The organism is Streptomyces nogalater, from assembly GCF_039532885.1.
GTDB lineage: Bacteria > Actinomycetota > Actinomycetes > Streptomycetales > Streptomycetaceae > Streptomyces > Streptomyces nogalater.
Map to the genome: position 1 here is coordinate 16,728 of NZ_BAAASM010000059.1, position 15,062 is coordinate 31,789.

Below are 15,062 nucleotides of genomic sequence, written 5' to 3' on the forward strand. Positions count from 1 at the left end.
GGCGGGGTGTCGCGCCCACCCGTTTCCCCCGGTCTCCGGCCGCGGCGCCGGGCCCCCGCTCCCGCGGACCGTCCACGAAAGGACCCGGTCAGGGCCGGGGCGCGCCGCTTCTCGACCAGCCGCGTGCCTCCCCCTCGTCGATGAGGCGTCGCCCGGCCCGCCACAGCGAGGAGGACGCCTCCCCGATCACGGCCTTGCGGGCGCGGACATCGTCCGCGGTGACGCCCGGGGTACGCCATGTGCCGCCCCGGGCCATCCAGTTGAGCAGGAGTGGCTGGAGCCGGTCCATGGCCTTGGCGAACCTGGCCTCGGGGGTGCGGCGTTCCTCGAATTCGTCCCACAGGGAGCGCATCCGTCGGGCCTGGTCCGCCGGAAGCAGGCCGAACAGCTCGTCGGCGGCGGCGACTTCCCGCTCCCGCTGACCGGCACCCGCGGCACTGTCGTACAGCGGGGTGTCGCCCGCGTAGATCTCCACCAGGTCGTGCAGCAGGACGAGTTGGACCGTGTGCCCGACGTCGATGGGCTGGTCGGCGTGTTCGGCGAGGATCACCACCATCATCGCCAGGCGCCACGAATGCTCCGCGTCGTTCTCGCGGCGGTCCGCGGCCGCCAGGGGGGACTGCCGGAGGATGGTCTTGAGCTGATCCACCTCCACCAGGAAGGTGAGTTGGGCGCGCAGTCTTTCGTCGAGGTCGTCGGGAAAGGGCGTCTTCTCCGCGAGGAGGCTTCGCCGTTCATCGCTCATGTGCCCATCGTGGCACGAGGGGTGGGGCCGTGCCGGTCCGCACACCCCCTACCGTGAGAGGCTCTACGCGAACGAAAGGGCGGGGAGCATGACCACATGGGGGCTGATCACCGAGACGACCACGGGCTCGGGGGAAAGCAAGCACACCGAGGTCCGGGTGCTGGTGCATTTCATCGGGTCCCGCGCGGAGGCGCTCGCGGAGCTGGAACGGCGGGCCCGGAGCTACTCTCCCGAGCATCCGAGGTTCCCCAAGCGCCGCCGACTGCTGCGGGACGGTGACGGGTTCCTCCTTGTCGTCGACGGGGCGATGCAGTCGTTCCTCACCCGCTTCACCGTGGCGGAGCTGCTGGAGGACTCCGACGCGCCGGTCGGGAACTCCGGCGCGCCGGTCGCGAACAGGGCCGTCACCGCGACGTCGATGGCCCCGGGTGCGCCGGAGACGATGACCGGGGAAGTCGAGCGCTACGACGACGGAGTGCCGGTCAAGCCGGCCTGGCTGGGGCGCCGCGACCTGTCGTAAGCGGGCCGTCGGCCTGCCGTAAGGGGGCGGCGGCTTGCCGTAAGGGGGTCGCGCGGACCCCGACCGGGGTGACGTCCAGTTCTCGTAGCGCGTCATGGTGCCGGGGCGAGGCCGTGCCGATCACCCGCACACCGGCCGCGCGGGCGAGCTGGGCCAGGATGGGCCCACGCCGCCGCTCGCGGGCCGCTCGGTGCAGCAGACCACCGGGCCGAAGACGTGCCGGCCCGCGTCCGGCAGCTGGTCCCCGGCGGCGTGTACGCCGTCTTCGACCACGTCGCCGGCCGCAGCGTCGTCGGCTCCTGGCGACTGCTCGTTCCCGGCGGCACCCTCGTCGCCTACGGCACCACCTCCACCCGCGACGACACCGGGCCGAAGCGGTGGCCCGTACTGAAGATCGTCGCCCGGACCTGGCTCTGGAACACCCTGCCCAACGGCCGCCGCGCCCACTTCTACAACATCCGGGCCGGCCGGGCGTGGGGCAAGGACCGCTTCCGCGCCCGCCTGCGCGCCGATCTCACCGAACTCTTGGGACCTGACACCCGACGCCCGACAGTCGACGCGGGCGTCCCCACCGCAAGCGAGTTGCTGCGCCGGAGTCTCGAAGCATGGCTGCGCGATCCGAAGGCCGTCGCCGAGGCCCGCCGCTGAACCCGCTGCGCGTGCCCGCCCGGTGGCCGACGGCCGTACCCGTTCCGTCCGGGGCCGGCCGTCAGTCGTCCAGGTCCTCCAGGAAGCCGGCCAGGGTGTCGGCCACCTCGTCCAGGGTGCGGGCGCTGAAGAGGACCGGCTGGTAGCCGCGGATGTCGTACGGGGTGGCGAGCATGGTGCCGATGTCCAGCGGGCGGACGTCGGCCGCGTGCAGCCGGCTGATCTCGCCGTAGGAGGACAGCAGGGCCGCGCCGTACGCCTTGGGTATCCCGCCCTCGTCGAGGACGCCGTACTCCAGGGTGAACCAGTACACGTCGCTGATCATCTGCAACACGTCCGCGCGCTCCACCCGCATCGCCGCCTTCCCGATCAGGCGGTAGATACGGGCGAACGCCGGCGAGGCGAGGTGGATTCCATGGCCGAAGACGTCGTGGATGACGTCGGGTTCCGGGGTGAACAGCGGTACGGCGGGGTGCCGGACGAACTGCACGGCGTGGAAGTAGCCGTCCGCCATCGATCCCAGGAACCGTTTGTTCTCGACCACTCCCCCGGCGAGGGTGAAGTCGAAGCCCGTCAGCCGCCGCAGGTGTGCGCCGACCTCGGCGTGCTGGGGGATGTGGTCGGCGGGGATCGGGGCGTGCTCTCTGGCGTCGAGGGCGGCACGGCAGGCGTGCTCTTCCTGGGCGGTCCACAGCGCCCGGTGGACGGTGCGCCAGGTCCTCTCCTCGGCCGCGGTGTAGTCCACCGGCGGGGACGGGTCACCGACCCGGTGACCGCGGGCCCGCGCGGCGATCGCCCCGCGGCGCAGCAGGTAGTCCGGATCGCTGAGCCCGGGGTGTTCGCCGGCCTCGCCCAGTCGGCCGTCGGCCGCGACGGGCGTTCGCACCTGGATGCCACTCATGACCGATCATTCCTTCCCGGTCCTGGTCGGTCAGGCGGTGCTCGTGGCAGCGGAGGGGTGGCCCCGGCCGGGTGACCGGGCGCGGGTGACCGTGCGCGGGACCAGTGTTCCGGGCGCGGACCCTCGTGGTCACCCCGGGCACCGCCTGAGGCGTCTCGGTTCTCGTGGCCGCCACGCACGACGGCCCGGGCCCGCGGGCCCGGGCCGATCGGCGACGAGTCCCGGACCGACTGTTCAGCTGGATCACTCGTTCGAGTGCATCGAGCGTGGCGCACGCCTTCCGTGGACAGTCTCCTCTCAGCGCGGCCGTTCGGCCACCGGCGCCGTACGGTGGTACGCGGTGCCGGCCCCGCATCACCGTCCGTGTGCGCCGGTGAGGGTGCGGGTCGTCGTCGCCCACAGCAGCAGGGCGGCGCAGCTGAAGGCCGCTCCGAGGACGGACACGCCCGTCCAGCCGGCCGCCGCGTACGCCAGTGAGGAACCGGTGGCGCCGAGGGCGCTGCCTGCCGAGTAGAAGACCATGTAGCCGCCGATGATCCTGCTTCCCGCGTCCGGGCGCACCGCATGGATGAGGGTCTGGTTGGTGACGTGCACGGCCTGGACGGCGAAGTCCAGCAGGACCGTTCCGACGGCGAGCGCCCACAGCGACTGGCGGGTGAGGGCCAGCGGGAGCCACGACAGCGCGAGCAGGACCAGCGCGGTGCCGGTGGTGCGCTGCGCGAGCCCGCGATCGTTCCACCGGCCGGCGATGCCCGCGGCCAGCGCACCGGCCGCCCCGGCGAGCCCGAACGCGCCGATCGCGGTGTGCGACAGCGACCACGGGGGGCTGCTGAGGGGCTGGACGACGCTGCTCCACAGGGTGCTGAAGGCGGCGAAGACGAGGAGCGCCAGCGCGCCGCGCACCCGGAGCAGGCGGTGGTGGGCGAACAAGGCGACGGTGGATGCCAGCAGACGCCGGTACGGAAGCCGGGCCGCCGGCGGCCGGCCGGCAGGCAGGGCGCGGCGCAGCAGCACGGCGAGGATGACGGTGACGGCGGCCGAGAAGAAGTAGACGGCCCGCCATCCGGCCAGGTCGGCCAGGACGCCCGCCACCGTGCGGGCCAGCAGGATGCCGGTGATCACCCCGCTGGTGACCGCTCCGACGACCCGCCCCCGGAAGGCCGGAGCGGCGAGGTGGGCCGCCGCGGCGACCATCGTCTGGGCGACGACGGCGAGCGCGCCGACCATCGCGAGGGCGGCGAGCAGCGCGGCGGTCCCGGGTGCCAGGGCGACCGCCAGCAGGGCGGCGGCGAGCAGGCCGAGCTGGAGCGTGATCAGTCTGCGGCGGTCGGCCAGGTCACCGAGCGGGACGAGCAGGAACAGGCCCGCCGCGTAACCGGCCTGGGTGACGGTGACGATGGCGCCGAGCAGGCCGGAGCCGAGCGAGAACCGTTCGCCGAGGGTGACCAGCAGCGGCTGGGCGAAGTAGACGTTGGCCACCGCGCTGCCGCAGGCGATGGCGAAGAGCAGGACCAGGCGCGCGGGCGGCGCTCCGGTCGGTGCGAGCACGATGTCCCGGGCCGTCCGTCCGCTCGCGGTGGAGCAGTCACTCGGCATACGGCACCCTCCCCATGGTGGTTGCAAGTTGCTACCTGCCGGACTCTAGGCCGCGCTGGTAGCATGTTGCAACCAGAAGTGAAGGAGGGGAGCCCGATGGTCGCCCGCACCCGGCTCGACGCCGACCCCTGCCCCGTCGCCCGGTCGATCGACGCGATCGGCGACTGGTGGTCGCTGCTGATCGTGCGCGACGCCTTCGACGGCAGCCGCCGCTTCGGCCAGTTCCAGCGCAGCCTGGGGATCGCCAAGAACATCCTCACCACTCGGCTGCGGGCGCTGGAGCGGGCCGGGGTGATCGAGACCGTGCCGGCTTCCGACGGCAGTCCTTACCAGGAGTACGTGCTCACGGAGAAGGGCCGCGCCCTCTTCCCCGTGATCGTCGCCCTGCGCCAGTGGGGCGAGTCCCACTGCTTCGCCCCCGGGGAAGCGCACTCGCGGCTCCTCGACCGGCGCGACCGGCGCCCGCTCAGTCCGCTGGAGATCCGCTCCGGCGACGGGCGCCCGATCGGCCCGGAGGAGACGGTCGTCGAAAAGCTCGACCCCGCCGACGGCACCCGCTAGAGCACCGGCCCCCCGACCGGTCCCGCCGACGGGCGCCGCCGACGGGCGCCCGCGAGGCGGGTTGCGCCGGCCCGGCCCGCGGGGGTTCCCTGAACGTACCGGCGATGCGGCGGGACCACCGCCCGCACGATCCGGCCGTCTCAAGGCCGCACCCGGCCTCGGGGACGGACGAGCGAGGGGCGGTACGGCGGCGGTGCGGGACGAAGGGGACACGGAAGCCCACGAGCCCATGGCCTTCAACGGGGCCGAACCGTCGGACGTGCTCGCGGTGGCGTCGACTCCCCGCACGGCGGTGGCGTGGCTGCCGCCTCCACGGCTCTGGCCTCCGATCCAGGACATCCGCCTGCAGCACGATCCGCAGGTACGGCGGTGGCCGCCGCATGTGAACGTGCTGTTCGGATTCGTGCCGGAGGAGGAGTTCGCCCGGGCCGTGCCGCTGCTCGGCGCCGCGGCGGCGCACACCCCGGCGTTCACCGCACGGCTGTCCGGCGTGCGTTTCTTCCGGCATCGCCACTACGCCACGGTCTGGCTCGATCCCGCCGCCGGCGGACCGGCACCCTGGACGCGCCTGTACCGGGAGTTGGAGCCGCGGTTCCCGCTGTGCCGCGGGCGGGGCGGGCGCTTCACCCCGCATCTGTCGCTCGGCCGCACCCGGGATCCCGGGCGCCTGGCCGCCGAGTGCGCCGTACGGCTCGGTGCCCTGTCGGCTGCGGTCGAGGAGGTGGTCGTCCTGTCCCGGCGCGGCGAGGGGCCCATGCGGCCCCGGCTCGTGATCGGGCTGGGTACGGGCGAGGTCCGGTGGCCCGGGGAGGATCCGGACTGCCCTGGGTACGGCTGAGGGTGCGCGCGGGCGGCCGCGTCAGGGCGTGCGGCTACGGCGAGGACGGCGGGCGCGGGCCGGTGGAGCCGCCGGTGGCCAGGCGCCGGGCGACGCAGGCGGTGATGGCGGGGACGACCGCCGTCAGCTCGGGGCGCCAGCCCGGTACGGCGTTCACCTCGCAGACGGTGTAGGTGTCCCGGGCGGCGAACAGCAGATCCACTCCGGCGATGTCCAGGCCCAGGACACCGGCCGCCCGCACCGCCAGTTCCTCCGCCCGCGGATGGCGGCCCGTGCACGGGGTCGCGGAGCCGCCCTTGGCGATGTTGGCGGCGAGGGCGCCGTCGCGGGAGGTGTGCAGGACGGCGCCCACGGGTTCGCCGTCGACCACGATCACCCGCAGGGTACGGCCGTGCGACGTGGCCACGTGTTCCTGGAAGAGGAACGGGGACTCCTGGGCGAGACTGCCGGCCACCTCCCGCAGCAGGCGCGGGTCGGGGGCGAGGAACACCTGCCCGCCCTTGGCGCCGCCGACCGACTTCACCACGCACGGCGTGTCCAGGTCCCGGCTGCGGACGACGCCTTCCAGGGGGGCCGTGGCGTAGGAGAGGGTGTCGGGCACCGGCAGTCCGGCCAGGGCCAGTTCCTGCAACTGCCACATCTTGTTGCGGGACTTCAGCTGGGCGTCGAGCGTGTTGACGAGGGTGCTGCCCATGCGCGTGAGGTGGCGGAGCAGGGTCACCTCGCGGTCGTCCCGCATGGGGCCGGCGACCTGGCGTACGCACACCACCCGGGGAGCGGGCAGCTCCATGCCGCCCAGGGTGCGCAGCGTCAGCCGCCCGCCCCGGACACCGAAGAGCAGTTCGTCGGTGTGCCAGACCGCGAAGCGGGGGCCATGGGCGTCGGCGAGCGCCGCCGCGAGCTCCCGGGTGGACCGGCGCGGTACGGCTGGCCGGTGCCGTACCAGCATCCACACGTCGGCGGGCGCCACGGCCCCCGGCACGGCCCGGTGCTGATCGATCACGCCGGCTCCTCCCCCGCCTCGCCGCGCACCCCCGTGGGCGCTCGCGGGCCAGTCTCGCAGCCGTGTGATCGCGGTGTCACGGGGGGTGCGTCGGGGGCGTCTGTGCCGGCTCGGGTCAGTTCAGCGGCGCGGGGGCCGGCGTGCCGTAGAAGGTGAGCGGCGGCCAGCCCCGGGAGACGGCCAGTTCGTTCAGCGCGGCGGCGATCTCCTCCGGGGTCACGACGTAGGACTCCGGGGCCTCCTGGTTCATGACGCTGAACTTGATGCGCAGCTCGGCGGGCGTCTCACCGCCGGTGGGCCGGTCCACCCGGCCGTCGAAGAGCGTCCCGGCCGGGAAGGCGGCCGCCGTACCCGTCGACGCGGTCTGCGCGGCCTGGGCGGCCTGCGCGGGCTGGGCGGCCTGGGCCGGCGACGCCGAGGCCGTGCCGGCGATCACCGCGCCGGCGGCGGCCGTCCCCGAGTAGCCGATCAGAGACCGCCTCGAAATGCTGCTCATGACTCCCCCTCGTTCCCCGGCCGTCGGGTGTTTCCCGAGGCCGCCGCTTGATCGTAAACGCATTCGAGGAGGGCGGGGGCAGAATGACGCCGTCCGTTTCGTGACGGTCTCCGGCCCGGATACGACCTCGCGGTGCCCGGCCAGGTGCGGCCCGGGCCCGCGCACCGTTCGCAGTCGGGCCCCAGGGCTGCCGGGACACGGACCCGCGACGGGGGCAGGGCGGCAGCCCGGCCGGACCTCATTGCTTGAGGCTGTAGAAGCCCATCGGCGAGTTGGGGCGGAAGCCGATCCTGGGGTACACCGGCGCCCCCGCCGCCGTCGCGTGCAAGGTGGCGCGGGTCAGGCCGGTGGCGCGGGCGCCCTCGTACAGGGCCTTGCGCGTCACCGTCTCGCCGTAGCCCCGGCGTTCCCATTCCGGTGCCGTGGCGACGAGTACGACGAACAGCCGCCCGTCCGCCTCCACCGTCGCGGCGCAGGTCACGGGGACGCCGTCGCGCAGGCCGAGGTAGGCGTGCGCCCGGTTCCTCCACAGGGCGGATCCGAGGAGTCCGTCGCGGCCGTCCTCCAGCGGGAAGCCGTAGGCGCGCGAGTTCAGGTCGGCGTACGCCCGGAGGTGGTCGTCGGTGGTCACGCGGACGAACGTCAGCTCCGGGTGGGCCGGTTCGGGGAGGGGGAGGAGGTCTCCGGCCATGCCGGTGCCGGGGAAGGCGTACTCCAGCCCCGCCTTCTCGGCCGCCGCCCGGACCCGGGGCCGGGCCTCGGCACCGAGGAGGTCCTCGAAGAGCCACAGGAATCCCGGATGCCGCTTGGCGCGCATGATGTCCGCCGCCTGGCGCAGGCGCTCCTCGACCAGCGCCGGGTCCGCGTCGACCTCGGTCAGCGTGACGCAGTTCCAGAAGGCGAACCGGCAGTCGGCCCAGCGGACGGCGATGCCCGGCAGGTCCCGCACATCGGCGGACGGATCGCGGTCGAGCACCATGGCGCGCCAGACCAGGGCGAGTTGCTCCATCGATTCGATCGACTCCGTACGGTCCGTCATCCGGGCTCCTCGGGTGGTGGAATGGGACAAGCCCACCCACTAATACGCCACTTGGACGTGTGTGTCGCGCACCCGGGCCACGGATCCAGTCATGCCGCGAGGACACGCGCCGCGGCGGCGCCGGCGGGCTCGGTGGGCGCCGGCACGCGGCGGAGGGCCTGGCGGATGGCCGTCCCCGGCACGTCGAGGCCGACGCGTTCCTCGGCGTAGGCGCGGACCAGGGCGGGCATGCGGAACCGGCCCGGTTCCGGTTCCGTCAGCAGGTGGGCCGCGCACAGCGCGTCGAGATGTCCCCGTACGGCCTGTTCGTCCTCCCCGGCGAGCGCCGCGGCCCGGGCGGTGTCCGTGCGGTCCAGCGGGTGGAGGGCCAGGAGCCGTAGCAACGTGCGGGCACCCGGGGCGGTTCGGGCGTCGGAGGCCGCGATCGCTGCGCGGACGCCCTCCTCCAGTGCGAGCGGCACGACCGTCTCGCGGTGGTAGTCGGCGAGGGTCCATCCGGTGTGCTGTCGCATGTGCCGGCCGATGAGGGTCAGGGCCGACGGGAGGTGTCCCAGGTCGTCGGCGATCCGCCGGAGGGCGGCGGTGTCCGCGCTGCGGGGACCGGCTCCCGCCGTCTGCCGCAGGAGTGCCACCGAGTCGTCGGGGGCCAGGGGTTCGAGGGTGAGGCGGGTGGCACCGGGCAGCCCGCGCATCATGCGGCGGCTGGTGACCAGTGTCCGGCAGGCCGGGTCGCCGGGCAGGAGCGGTCGTACCTGCTCGGCGTCCGCCGCGTCGTCGAGGACCACCAACGCTCCGGTTCCGGCGAGGAGTTGACGGTAGACGGCGGCGCGGGCGGTGACGCCGTAGGGGATGCGGTCCCCGGCGACGCCGAGCAGCCGCAGGAAGGTCTCCAGCACGGCGGCGGGGTCGGTGGCCGGGCCGGTGGGGTCGAATCCGCGCAGGCGGGCGAAGAGCACGGGTGCGTCGGCGGCGCTCCGGGCGGCGACGCCGCGGGCCACGTGCAGGGCCAGCGAGGTCTTGCCGACACCGGCGGCGCCTTCCAGCACCACCACGCCCGGCTGCCCCGCGGCCGTGAGGGCGGCCTCGGCGGCGGACGCCGCCCGGCTCCGGCCGAGGAGCGGGGACGGCCCGGCGGGTAGCCGGCCGCAGGCGCGGACGCGGGCGGCCGCCTCGGCTTCCCCGAGGACCGTGCGCAGCGCCTGCCGCCACAGGGCGACGGTCGCCTCGTCGCCGCCGGCGAGGGCCCGTACGACGGCCAGCAGCAGGTCGGAGTTCGGCCGGCGGCGGCCCGGCCGGAAGCAGTTCCCGACGGTCGAGCGGGCCGGCCACTCGGTGCGCGGGCGGCCCGCGCGGCGCCAGTCCTGGTGTACGCGGCGGGTGATCTCGGTGATCGAGGGACCGCCCGCCCACACCTTCAGCAGCCGCAGCTCGCCGATGAACTCGTCCAGCGTGCGGGCGTTTCCCGGATCCGGTCCCTGCGGCACGGCCATCCTCCCCCGTCGGACACGTGGGCCTTTTGGACCACCTGGGCCACGAACAATATCTTGGAACGACTGTTTCAAGATAGGTGTGTGTTCGGCTCGCCGAGGACGAGGTGCGCGAGGGCCTCGCCTGGGAGTCGGCGCCGTTGCAGATGCTGTACGCGGCCGAGCCGTGGCGGACGTTCCGCTGGTACACGGGGCGGCTGAGTACGAAGCGGAACCGGGACATCGCCTCCCGGCCCGGCGGGGTCTACGGGGAGCTGCGGCCACTCCGGTGACCGATGCGGCAGAGCCACACAGGGTCATACGGCCTTTGGTGGTGAGGCGGCCGATGCCTTCGCGCTGCTTTGCGTCGTACTCCTCGCGCTGGGTGAACCACACTGCCCTGTCCGGCCCGAGGGTCATGGCGACGACCTTGAACCGAGTGTCCAGCCGGGTGATCAGGACTGGCCCCCGCTTGACATCGATGCGGCTGAAGAGCTTGCGTCCGGCATCGGAGTGCTCGTACCAGACGGTGCCGTCCGGCCCGAGGCTGAGCGCGTCGGAGCACAGCCGCGGACGTCCTACTCCCCGCACCGCAGTGACGCCGGCGCCGGCGCGTCCATGTGCCGCTCCCAGTCGCGGGGCCGCAGTTCACGCCCGGCGGTCGCACAGACCGTGCGGATCCATTCACGTGGATCGAGCCTCCATTGGATGAGCGTTCCGAGGGGGTCGGTGGTGGGGCCGTCGGGTTCGGGGGAGTCGGTCTCGGAGTAGTCGGCCTCGGTGGCGGTGACCAGCCCGGTGCCGTCCGGGGTCAGGGCCAGGCCGGTGGAGTTCGCGAAATTGTGCTCGGGCAGGGGAAGGGTGCCCAGGCTGGTCTGCGACGCGAGGTCGAGGAGGCGGACGGCCTGATCCTCGACGGTGGTGCCGGCCAGCAACTTCCCGTCGGTCACCGGGCCCACCGCGGGATCGTCCACGCCCTCCACAGTGCCGAGCCGCCGGTCGCCGGCGGCGGACCGCACCTCGATCGTGCCGCTGCCGTGCTGGATCAGCAGGTGGTCGCCACTGTAGGTGAGGCCACGGGCGTCGGCCGCCGGGATCGTACGGACGCGGCCGGAAGCCGTGCTGATCACGTGCACGCGGGCCTTGCCGGGGTTGTCGAAGACCTGCTCGTCCAGTACCGCCGCGTATGAACCTCGCTCGTGCAACGCCACCTTGGTCGCTGCCGGATGCTCGTAGCCGTCGGCGGTCGGCGCCATCGACCGAGGGCCGTCCACTTTTCGCAGCGGCTTCCCCGACTCCGCGTCCCGGACCCAGACGGTGCCGGACATGTGGACCACGGCCACCTTCCGGCCCCCGGGCAGGTACCGCGCCCGCGCCGGCGGATCGGACAGCCGCAGTGGGTTCGGCACCGCGGGCCAGGAGCCGACCGGTTGCCACACCTCGCCCCGTGCGAGGCTTTGCGCGCTGCCGTCGGGCGCCAGCACGGTCAGCCGCTTGCTGTCCGGCCGCCATAGCAGCGCCGAGAACCCGGGGATCCGCAGCGTGCCTTCATGGCCCCGCGGCTTCGTGGCGGGCGGGCCGAGCCGCTGCAGGACCAGCCTTCGGGCCAGGCTGTCGAGGATCGCCGCGTCCTGCCCGTCCGGGGCCACCGCCACCTGCGGCGCCACGCAGCTCAGACAGGAGCCGGGGATGTCGACCTTGCTCTCCCAGGCGATCCGGGTGTGCTGCCGCAGGTCCCACAGGCTCAGCGAGTCCGAGGAGGCCGACAGGATCCGGTCACCGCCGGAGCCGATGAAGGCGAGCGTACCCGGTGGCACCGGCCCGGCTCCCGGCAGCACCAGCGGCCCGGAGCCCTTCTCCGCCCGCCCGTGTGTCCGGCTCACGCGCAGCGTCGAGCCGATCGCCACCGCTGTGTGCGTACCGCCCCGGCTGACCGCGAGCGCCGAGGGCAGCCCCGGCTCTGTGCTTGCGACCAGCTCCGGTTTGTCGATATCGGGTTTGCCCCGGGAGGGCCAGACCGGCAGGGGGGAGCCCTTGTTGCTGTAGGTGAAGTGGCTGCCGTCCGGGGCGATTGCGGCAGCCGAGTTGTGTATGCCGAAGCCGAGGGTGCTGCCGGCGGTGCGCTTGAGCTGCGGCACGGAGATACGGTTCCAGCCGCCGTACGCGAACTCGATGACCACCAGTTCGCCGTCCCCGTCGAAGGCGAGGGCGGAGGGACCCGAGGACAGGTCGGCGAGCTCTAGACGCTTGGTGCGGCCGGAGACCCGGTCCAGCACCGACAGGGTGCCCGGGACCTCGAACACCAGGGACGCGGTAGCGACTGCGATGAAGCGGCCGGACGGGGAGACCGCAACGGCCGCGGGTGTCTGTCCCTCGGGCAGGCGGGGCGCCGGAGAGCCTTCTCCGGCCGCCCAGACGCTGACCGTCCGGTCGTCGGAGGCGGCCACGACGCGGCCGTCGGCATCCGAGGCGACCGCCTCCACCGGACCGGGCAGACGGCCGATCCGCCGGTGGTATCCGGTGAAACGCCCGCCCTTGAGGCCCCACGCCTCCACGTCACCGCCGCGGCTCCCGCTGAACACCCGCCCGCCGTTCTGCGACGCCGCCACCGCCGAGACGGTACCGGCGGTCCGTACCGAACCGGTCAGATGCGGGCTCGCCGTCACCGCGCGAAACAGCGCCTTCCGGGTCTGCGGGTCGGCATGCTGCCGGTACGCGCGCTCGGCGAACAGCCCGGCCAGCGTGACGTCCGTGGACAGCAGGTCCGCCGACACCTCCGCCAGCCGGTGCGCCTGCGTCATCCGCTCCCGGGCCGTGGCCTGCCGGTACTGCACCACCGCCCCGGACGCCGCCACCGCTGACACCAGGACTACCGCGGTGACCAGACGGCCGGTACGAAACCGGCGGGCGTACCGGTCGGCCTGACGGAGCGTCTCGGCGAACTTCACGTCCGCCGGCTCGGGTGCGTGCGCCGCGTCGGGCCGGTTCGCGGCAGGCGCCACCAGGCGCAGCCCCTTGCGACGGGCGGCCAGCAGCTTGTCCTCCATGCAGCTGACCCCGTCCAACTGCTCGCCGTGCCCCAGTGCGCCGGTCACCGCCGTGCGCGGGCGCAGACCGTAGAACACACCGCGCAGCCAGGCCACACTGGGACGCCGCCGCTGCGGATACCGCAGGAGTTCCCGCAGCCCCAGCGCGAAGGCGGCACCCAGCGAGGGGCCTTCGATACGGGTGGGCGCGTGGTCGGCGAACCTCAGCCGCCACAGCACGCAGCGCGCCCCCCGGCAGCGGCCGGCCACCGCCCACGCCCGGCCCAGCGCGGTCGCGAACTGGCCGTCCGAGCTGCGCAGTCCGGTCATGTACCGCGGATCGGGGTAGAGACCGGGCGGCCCGGCGGGGAACTCGCGGAGCTCCAGCACGCCGGTGGCGCCCGGCTCCCCAGGACGCTCCGCTGCGCCGAACACCACGGGGATCTGCACCCAGCGGCCCGGCTCGCAGCCCGCCATCAGCAGGGCGGCGGCCACCAGCATGCTGTCGGGTGCGAGGGCTGCCGCCCCGGGCAGGTGCGGGATGCGCTCCAGTACGGCGTCGAGGCGCGCGGCGGCTGATTCCGGCACGGCGTCCAGGCCACGGCCGGACGGTCGCACGGGGCCGGGCGCGGCGTTGGCGGACAGCAGACCGGAGTCTGCCCACATGGTGCGTAGGGAGACCAGCGCCTCATCCCGTTCCGGCGGGAAGGCCAGGGCGCGGGCCAGGAGGTAGGCGTGCCGGGCGGGGGTGAGGGTGAGGGGCTCGCGGTCCGGGACGTTGGCGTCGATCCAGTCCGCCAGGGCTTCGACGGGCCCCTCGGCCAGCCAGGCGGGGTCGGTGCGGGCAGCCTCACTGCAGGACTTCCACCACAACTGCCGCTCGCCCAGGAGCTCGTGGACCGCTCCTTGCGGGGTGGATTCGCGCAGGACGGCGTCCAGAGCGGTGCGGTACGTGCTCCCGGTCGCGGTCACAGCGCCCCGTTGATGGTGTCGCGCATCTCCTGGCCCGCGCCTTCTCTGACCCGACGCCATGCCTCGCGAGTCGCCTCGTTGCGTGCGGCACGGACAGAGCGCGTGACGGTGGCGGAGGGCCAGCCAGGGTTCTCGGGGACGGGTGCCGGGCCGGTGGCCTGCCACGTCGAGCCTGCTGCGAAGCCGTCGAGGCCGACGAACGAGGCCGCGGGGCCGAAGCGGGAGGGGGATACGGGGATGAGGAGCGTGCGCTCTTCGCCGTCCGGCCCGGTGTACGTGACCGTGGCCAGCTCCGGCTGGTCCACGGTGTCTCGCACGACCAGCTCAAGGGCGAACTCGGCTGTCTGCCCGTCGGTGCGGCGCAGTACGAAGAATGCACGGCCGTCGGGGGAGGACGCCTCCAGGACCACCGTGTCGCTTCCGGAAGCGGTCAGCGCGCCGGCCTCGGGAAGCGAGGGCAGAGCGAACCAGCCCGCGGTGGCGGCTGCCTGCGTGCGCGGTGCAGGCGTGAGGCGGGGAGCCGTGCCCGGCGCGTGCCCGGGACGCGGGGGCAGATTGATCCCGGTGAACGAGGCCCAGGCACGCTGCCACAGCGCGTACCCGGCGCGACCGCGCATCCCCGTGCGCGGTGAAGCCGCACGGCGACCGGTAGTGAGGGACGACCAGGAGCGCCGGACGACCGATCCACGTGTCACGGGATGACCTCCCCGGAGGTGGGGGAGGAAGAGGTCGGGCTGGTGGGAGCGGCTGGCGCTGCGGACGCGCCTGGGGAACCGGGGGCGGCCGAAGCAGGAGGCACGATCGCCGGGGCAGGCGCCGCCGGCGCTGCGGGTCCCACCCCTGCTCCCGCTCCCGCGCCAGGCGTGGCCCCCAGCTGCAACGCCTCGGTAACCGTCGTGACGCTCCCCATCTGTGCCAGCACCGCAGGCGCCGAAGCCCCTACCGCGACTGCCGCGACCATCCCGTCCAGCTCTGCGTGGAGTAACCATCCTGCGGCGCATCCCAGCACCACCCGGAACAGCGCCGCCAGCGAATCCGCGGGCAGATCGATATACGCACCGAGTCTCGGCAGCACCTCGGCAGTCGCCCGCGCCGCATGCCGCGCCTGCTGCCAGGCATGCAGCCGCCCGAACGTCACGACGGCCTCCACTACCAGCCCGCCGCCGGCGCCGTACAGCGCACCCTCGGCCCCCGAAAGCATCCGGCCTCCTCCGCACGCTCCGCACCCGCCGCAAGGTCTTACGCGCAAGC

The 15,062-nt window shown here is 73.8% G+C and carries 13 protein-coding genes and 1 pseudogene; 5 read left to right on the forward strand and 9 right to left on the reverse strand.

The window, feature by feature from the left end; genetic code table 11:
* Nucleotides 1-88: 88 nt before the first annotated feature.
* Nucleotides 89-745 carry an HD domain-containing protein gene (locus ABD350_RS31375; protein WP_344352319.1) on the reverse strand — a complete coding sequence of 219 codons (657 nt, stop codon included), beginning with the start codon at nucleotides 743-745 and terminating at the stop codon, nucleotides 89-91.
* 88 nt (nucleotides 746-833) lie between these two features.
* Between ABD350_RS31375 and ABD350_RS31380 the strand changes: the two genes are divergently transcribed.
* On the forward strand, nucleotides 834-1,265 hold the full coding sequence (locus ABD350_RS31380) for a hypothetical protein (RefSeq protein ID WP_344352320.1): 432 nt from the start codon (nucleotides 834-836) through the stop codon (nucleotides 1,263-1,265).
* Nucleotides 1,266-1,463: 198 nt separating this feature from the next.
* Nucleotides 1,464-1,913, forward strand: a pseudogene (locus ABD350_RS31385) (NADPH:quinone reductase); the annotation flags it as partial.
* A 61-nt stretch (nucleotides 1,914-1,974) separates the two neighbouring features.
* Here ABD350_RS31385 and ABD350_RS31390 read toward each other — a convergent pair.
* Together ABD350_RS31390 and ABD350_RS31395 are read right to left on the reverse strand one after the other, a co-directional pair.
* The gene (locus ABD350_RS31390) at nucleotides 1,975-2,814 is read right to left on the reverse strand and encodes a phenylalanine 4-monooxygenase (protein ID WP_344352321.1); all 840 of its coding nucleotides are present in this window, start codon (nucleotides 2,812-2,814) and stop codon (nucleotides 1,975-1,977) included.
* A gap of 354 nt (nucleotides 2,815-3,168) precedes the next feature.
* Nucleotides 3,169-4,410 (reverse strand): MFS transporter, encoded by a 1,242-nt coding sequence (locus ABD350_RS31395; RefSeq protein ID WP_344352322.1) that lies wholly within the window; start codon nucleotides 4,408-4,410, stop codon nucleotides 3,169-3,171.
* Between the two features lie 96 nt (nucleotides 4,411-4,506).
* Here ABD350_RS31395 and ABD350_RS31400 point away from each other — a divergent pair, with 96 nt between their 5' ends.
* The gene (locus ABD350_RS31400; RefSeq protein ID WP_344352323.1) at nucleotides 4,507-4,971 is read left to right on the forward strand and encodes a winged helix-turn-helix transcriptional regulator; all 465 of its coding nucleotides are present in this window, start codon (nucleotides 4,507-4,509) and stop codon (nucleotides 4,969-4,971) included.
* Between the two features lie 229 nt (nucleotides 4,972-5,200).
* Entirely contained in the window at nucleotides 5,201-5,809 is a 609-nt protein-coding gene (locus ABD350_RS31405; RefSeq protein WP_344352324.1) for a 2'-5' RNA ligase family protein, read from the forward strand.
* A 34-nt stretch (nucleotides 5,810-5,843) separates the two neighbouring features.
* Here the strand turns inward: ABD350_RS31405 and ABD350_RS31410 are convergent, their stop codons facing one another.
* From ABD350_RS31410 to ABD350_RS31425, 4 genes are all read right to left on the reverse strand, one after another.
* The gene (locus ABD350_RS31410; protein ID WP_344352325.1) at nucleotides 5,844-6,812 is read right to left on the reverse strand and encodes an ATP-grasp domain-containing protein; all 969 of its coding nucleotides are present in this window, start codon (nucleotides 6,810-6,812) and stop codon (nucleotides 5,844-5,846) included.
* A 115-nt stretch (nucleotides 6,813-6,927) separates the two neighbouring features.
* Nucleotides 6,928-7,308, reverse strand: coding sequence for a hypothetical protein (locus ABD350_RS31415; RefSeq protein WP_344352326.1), 381 nt, complete (start codon nucleotides 7,306-7,308; stop codon nucleotides 6,928-6,930).
* Nucleotides 7,309-7,546: 238 nt separating this feature from the next.
* Nucleotides 7,547-8,347 (reverse strand): GNAT family N-acetyltransferase, encoded by an 801-nt coding sequence (locus ABD350_RS31420; protein WP_344352327.1) that lies wholly within the window; start codon nucleotides 8,345-8,347, stop codon nucleotides 7,547-7,549.
* 89 nt (nucleotides 8,348-8,436) lie between these two features.
* Nucleotides 8,437-9,831: an ATP-binding protein gene (locus tag ABD350_RS31425; protein WP_344352328.1), complete on the reverse strand. Its 1,395-nt coding sequence runs from the start codon at nucleotides 9,829-9,831 to the stop codon at nucleotides 8,437-8,439.
* 83 nt (nucleotides 9,832-9,914) lie between these two features.
* Here ABD350_RS31425 and ABD350_RS31430 point away from each other — a divergent pair, with 83 nt between their 5' ends.
* Entirely contained in the window at nucleotides 9,915-10,106 is a 192-nt protein-coding gene (locus tag ABD350_RS31430) for a hypothetical protein (protein ID WP_344352329.1), read from the forward strand.
* A gap of 285 nt (nucleotides 10,107-10,391) precedes the next feature.
* Here ABD350_RS31430 and ABD350_RS31435 read toward each other — a convergent pair whose 3' ends face one another.
* Nucleotides 10,392-13,811 carry a hypothetical protein gene (locus tag ABD350_RS31435; protein WP_344352330.1) on the reverse strand — a complete coding sequence of 1,140 codons (3,420 nt, stop codon included), beginning with the start codon at nucleotides 13,809-13,811 and terminating at the stop codon, nucleotides 10,392-10,394.
* Nucleotides 13,808-14,428, reverse strand: a complete 621-nt coding sequence (locus ABD350_RS31440; RefSeq protein ID WP_344352331.1) for a hypothetical protein — start codon at nucleotides 14,426-14,428, stop codon at nucleotides 13,808-13,810. The genes ABD350_RS31435 and ABD350_RS31440 overlap by 4 nt, the downstream gene beginning before the upstream one ends.
* Nucleotides 14,429-15,062: the final 634 nt, after the last annotated feature.

Excerpts from the sequence above, each read along its gene's own strand:
- ABD350_RS31375 (WP_344352319.1), bottom strand. The coding sequence starts at position 745 with ATGAGCGATGAACGGCGAAGCCTCCTCGCGGAGAAGACGCCCTTTCCC.
- ABD350_RS31380 (WP_344352320.1), top strand. The coding sequence starts at position 834 with ATGACCACATGGGGGCTGATCACCGAGACGACCACGGGCTCGGGGGAA.
- ABD350_RS31390 (WP_344352321.1), bottom strand. The coding sequence starts at position 2,814 with ATGAGTGGCATCCAGGTGCGAACGCCCGTCGCGGCCGACGGCCGACTG.
- ABD350_RS31395 (WP_344352322.1), bottom strand. The coding sequence starts at position 4,410 with ATGCCGAGTGACTGCTCCACCGCGAGCGGACGGACGGCCCGGGACATC.
- ABD350_RS31400 (WP_344352323.1), top strand. The coding sequence starts at position 4,507 with ATGGTCGCCCGCACCCGGCTCGACGCCGACCCCTGCCCCGTCGCCCGG.
- ABD350_RS31405 (WP_344352324.1), top strand. The coding sequence starts at position 5,201 with ATGGCCTTCAACGGGGCCGAACCGTCGGACGTGCTCGCGGTGGCGTCG.
- ABD350_RS31415 (WP_344352326.1), bottom strand. The coding sequence starts at position 7,308 with ATGAGCAGCATTTCGAGGCGGTCTCTGATCGGCTACTCGGGGACGGCC.
- ABD350_RS31420 (WP_344352327.1), bottom strand. The coding sequence starts at position 8,347 with ATGACGGACCGTACGGAGTCGATCGAATCGATGGAGCAACTCGCCCTG.
- ABD350_RS31440 (WP_344352331.1), bottom strand. The coding sequence starts at position 14,428 with ATGCGCGGTCGCGCCGGGTACGCGCTGTGGCAGCGTGCCTGGGCCTCG.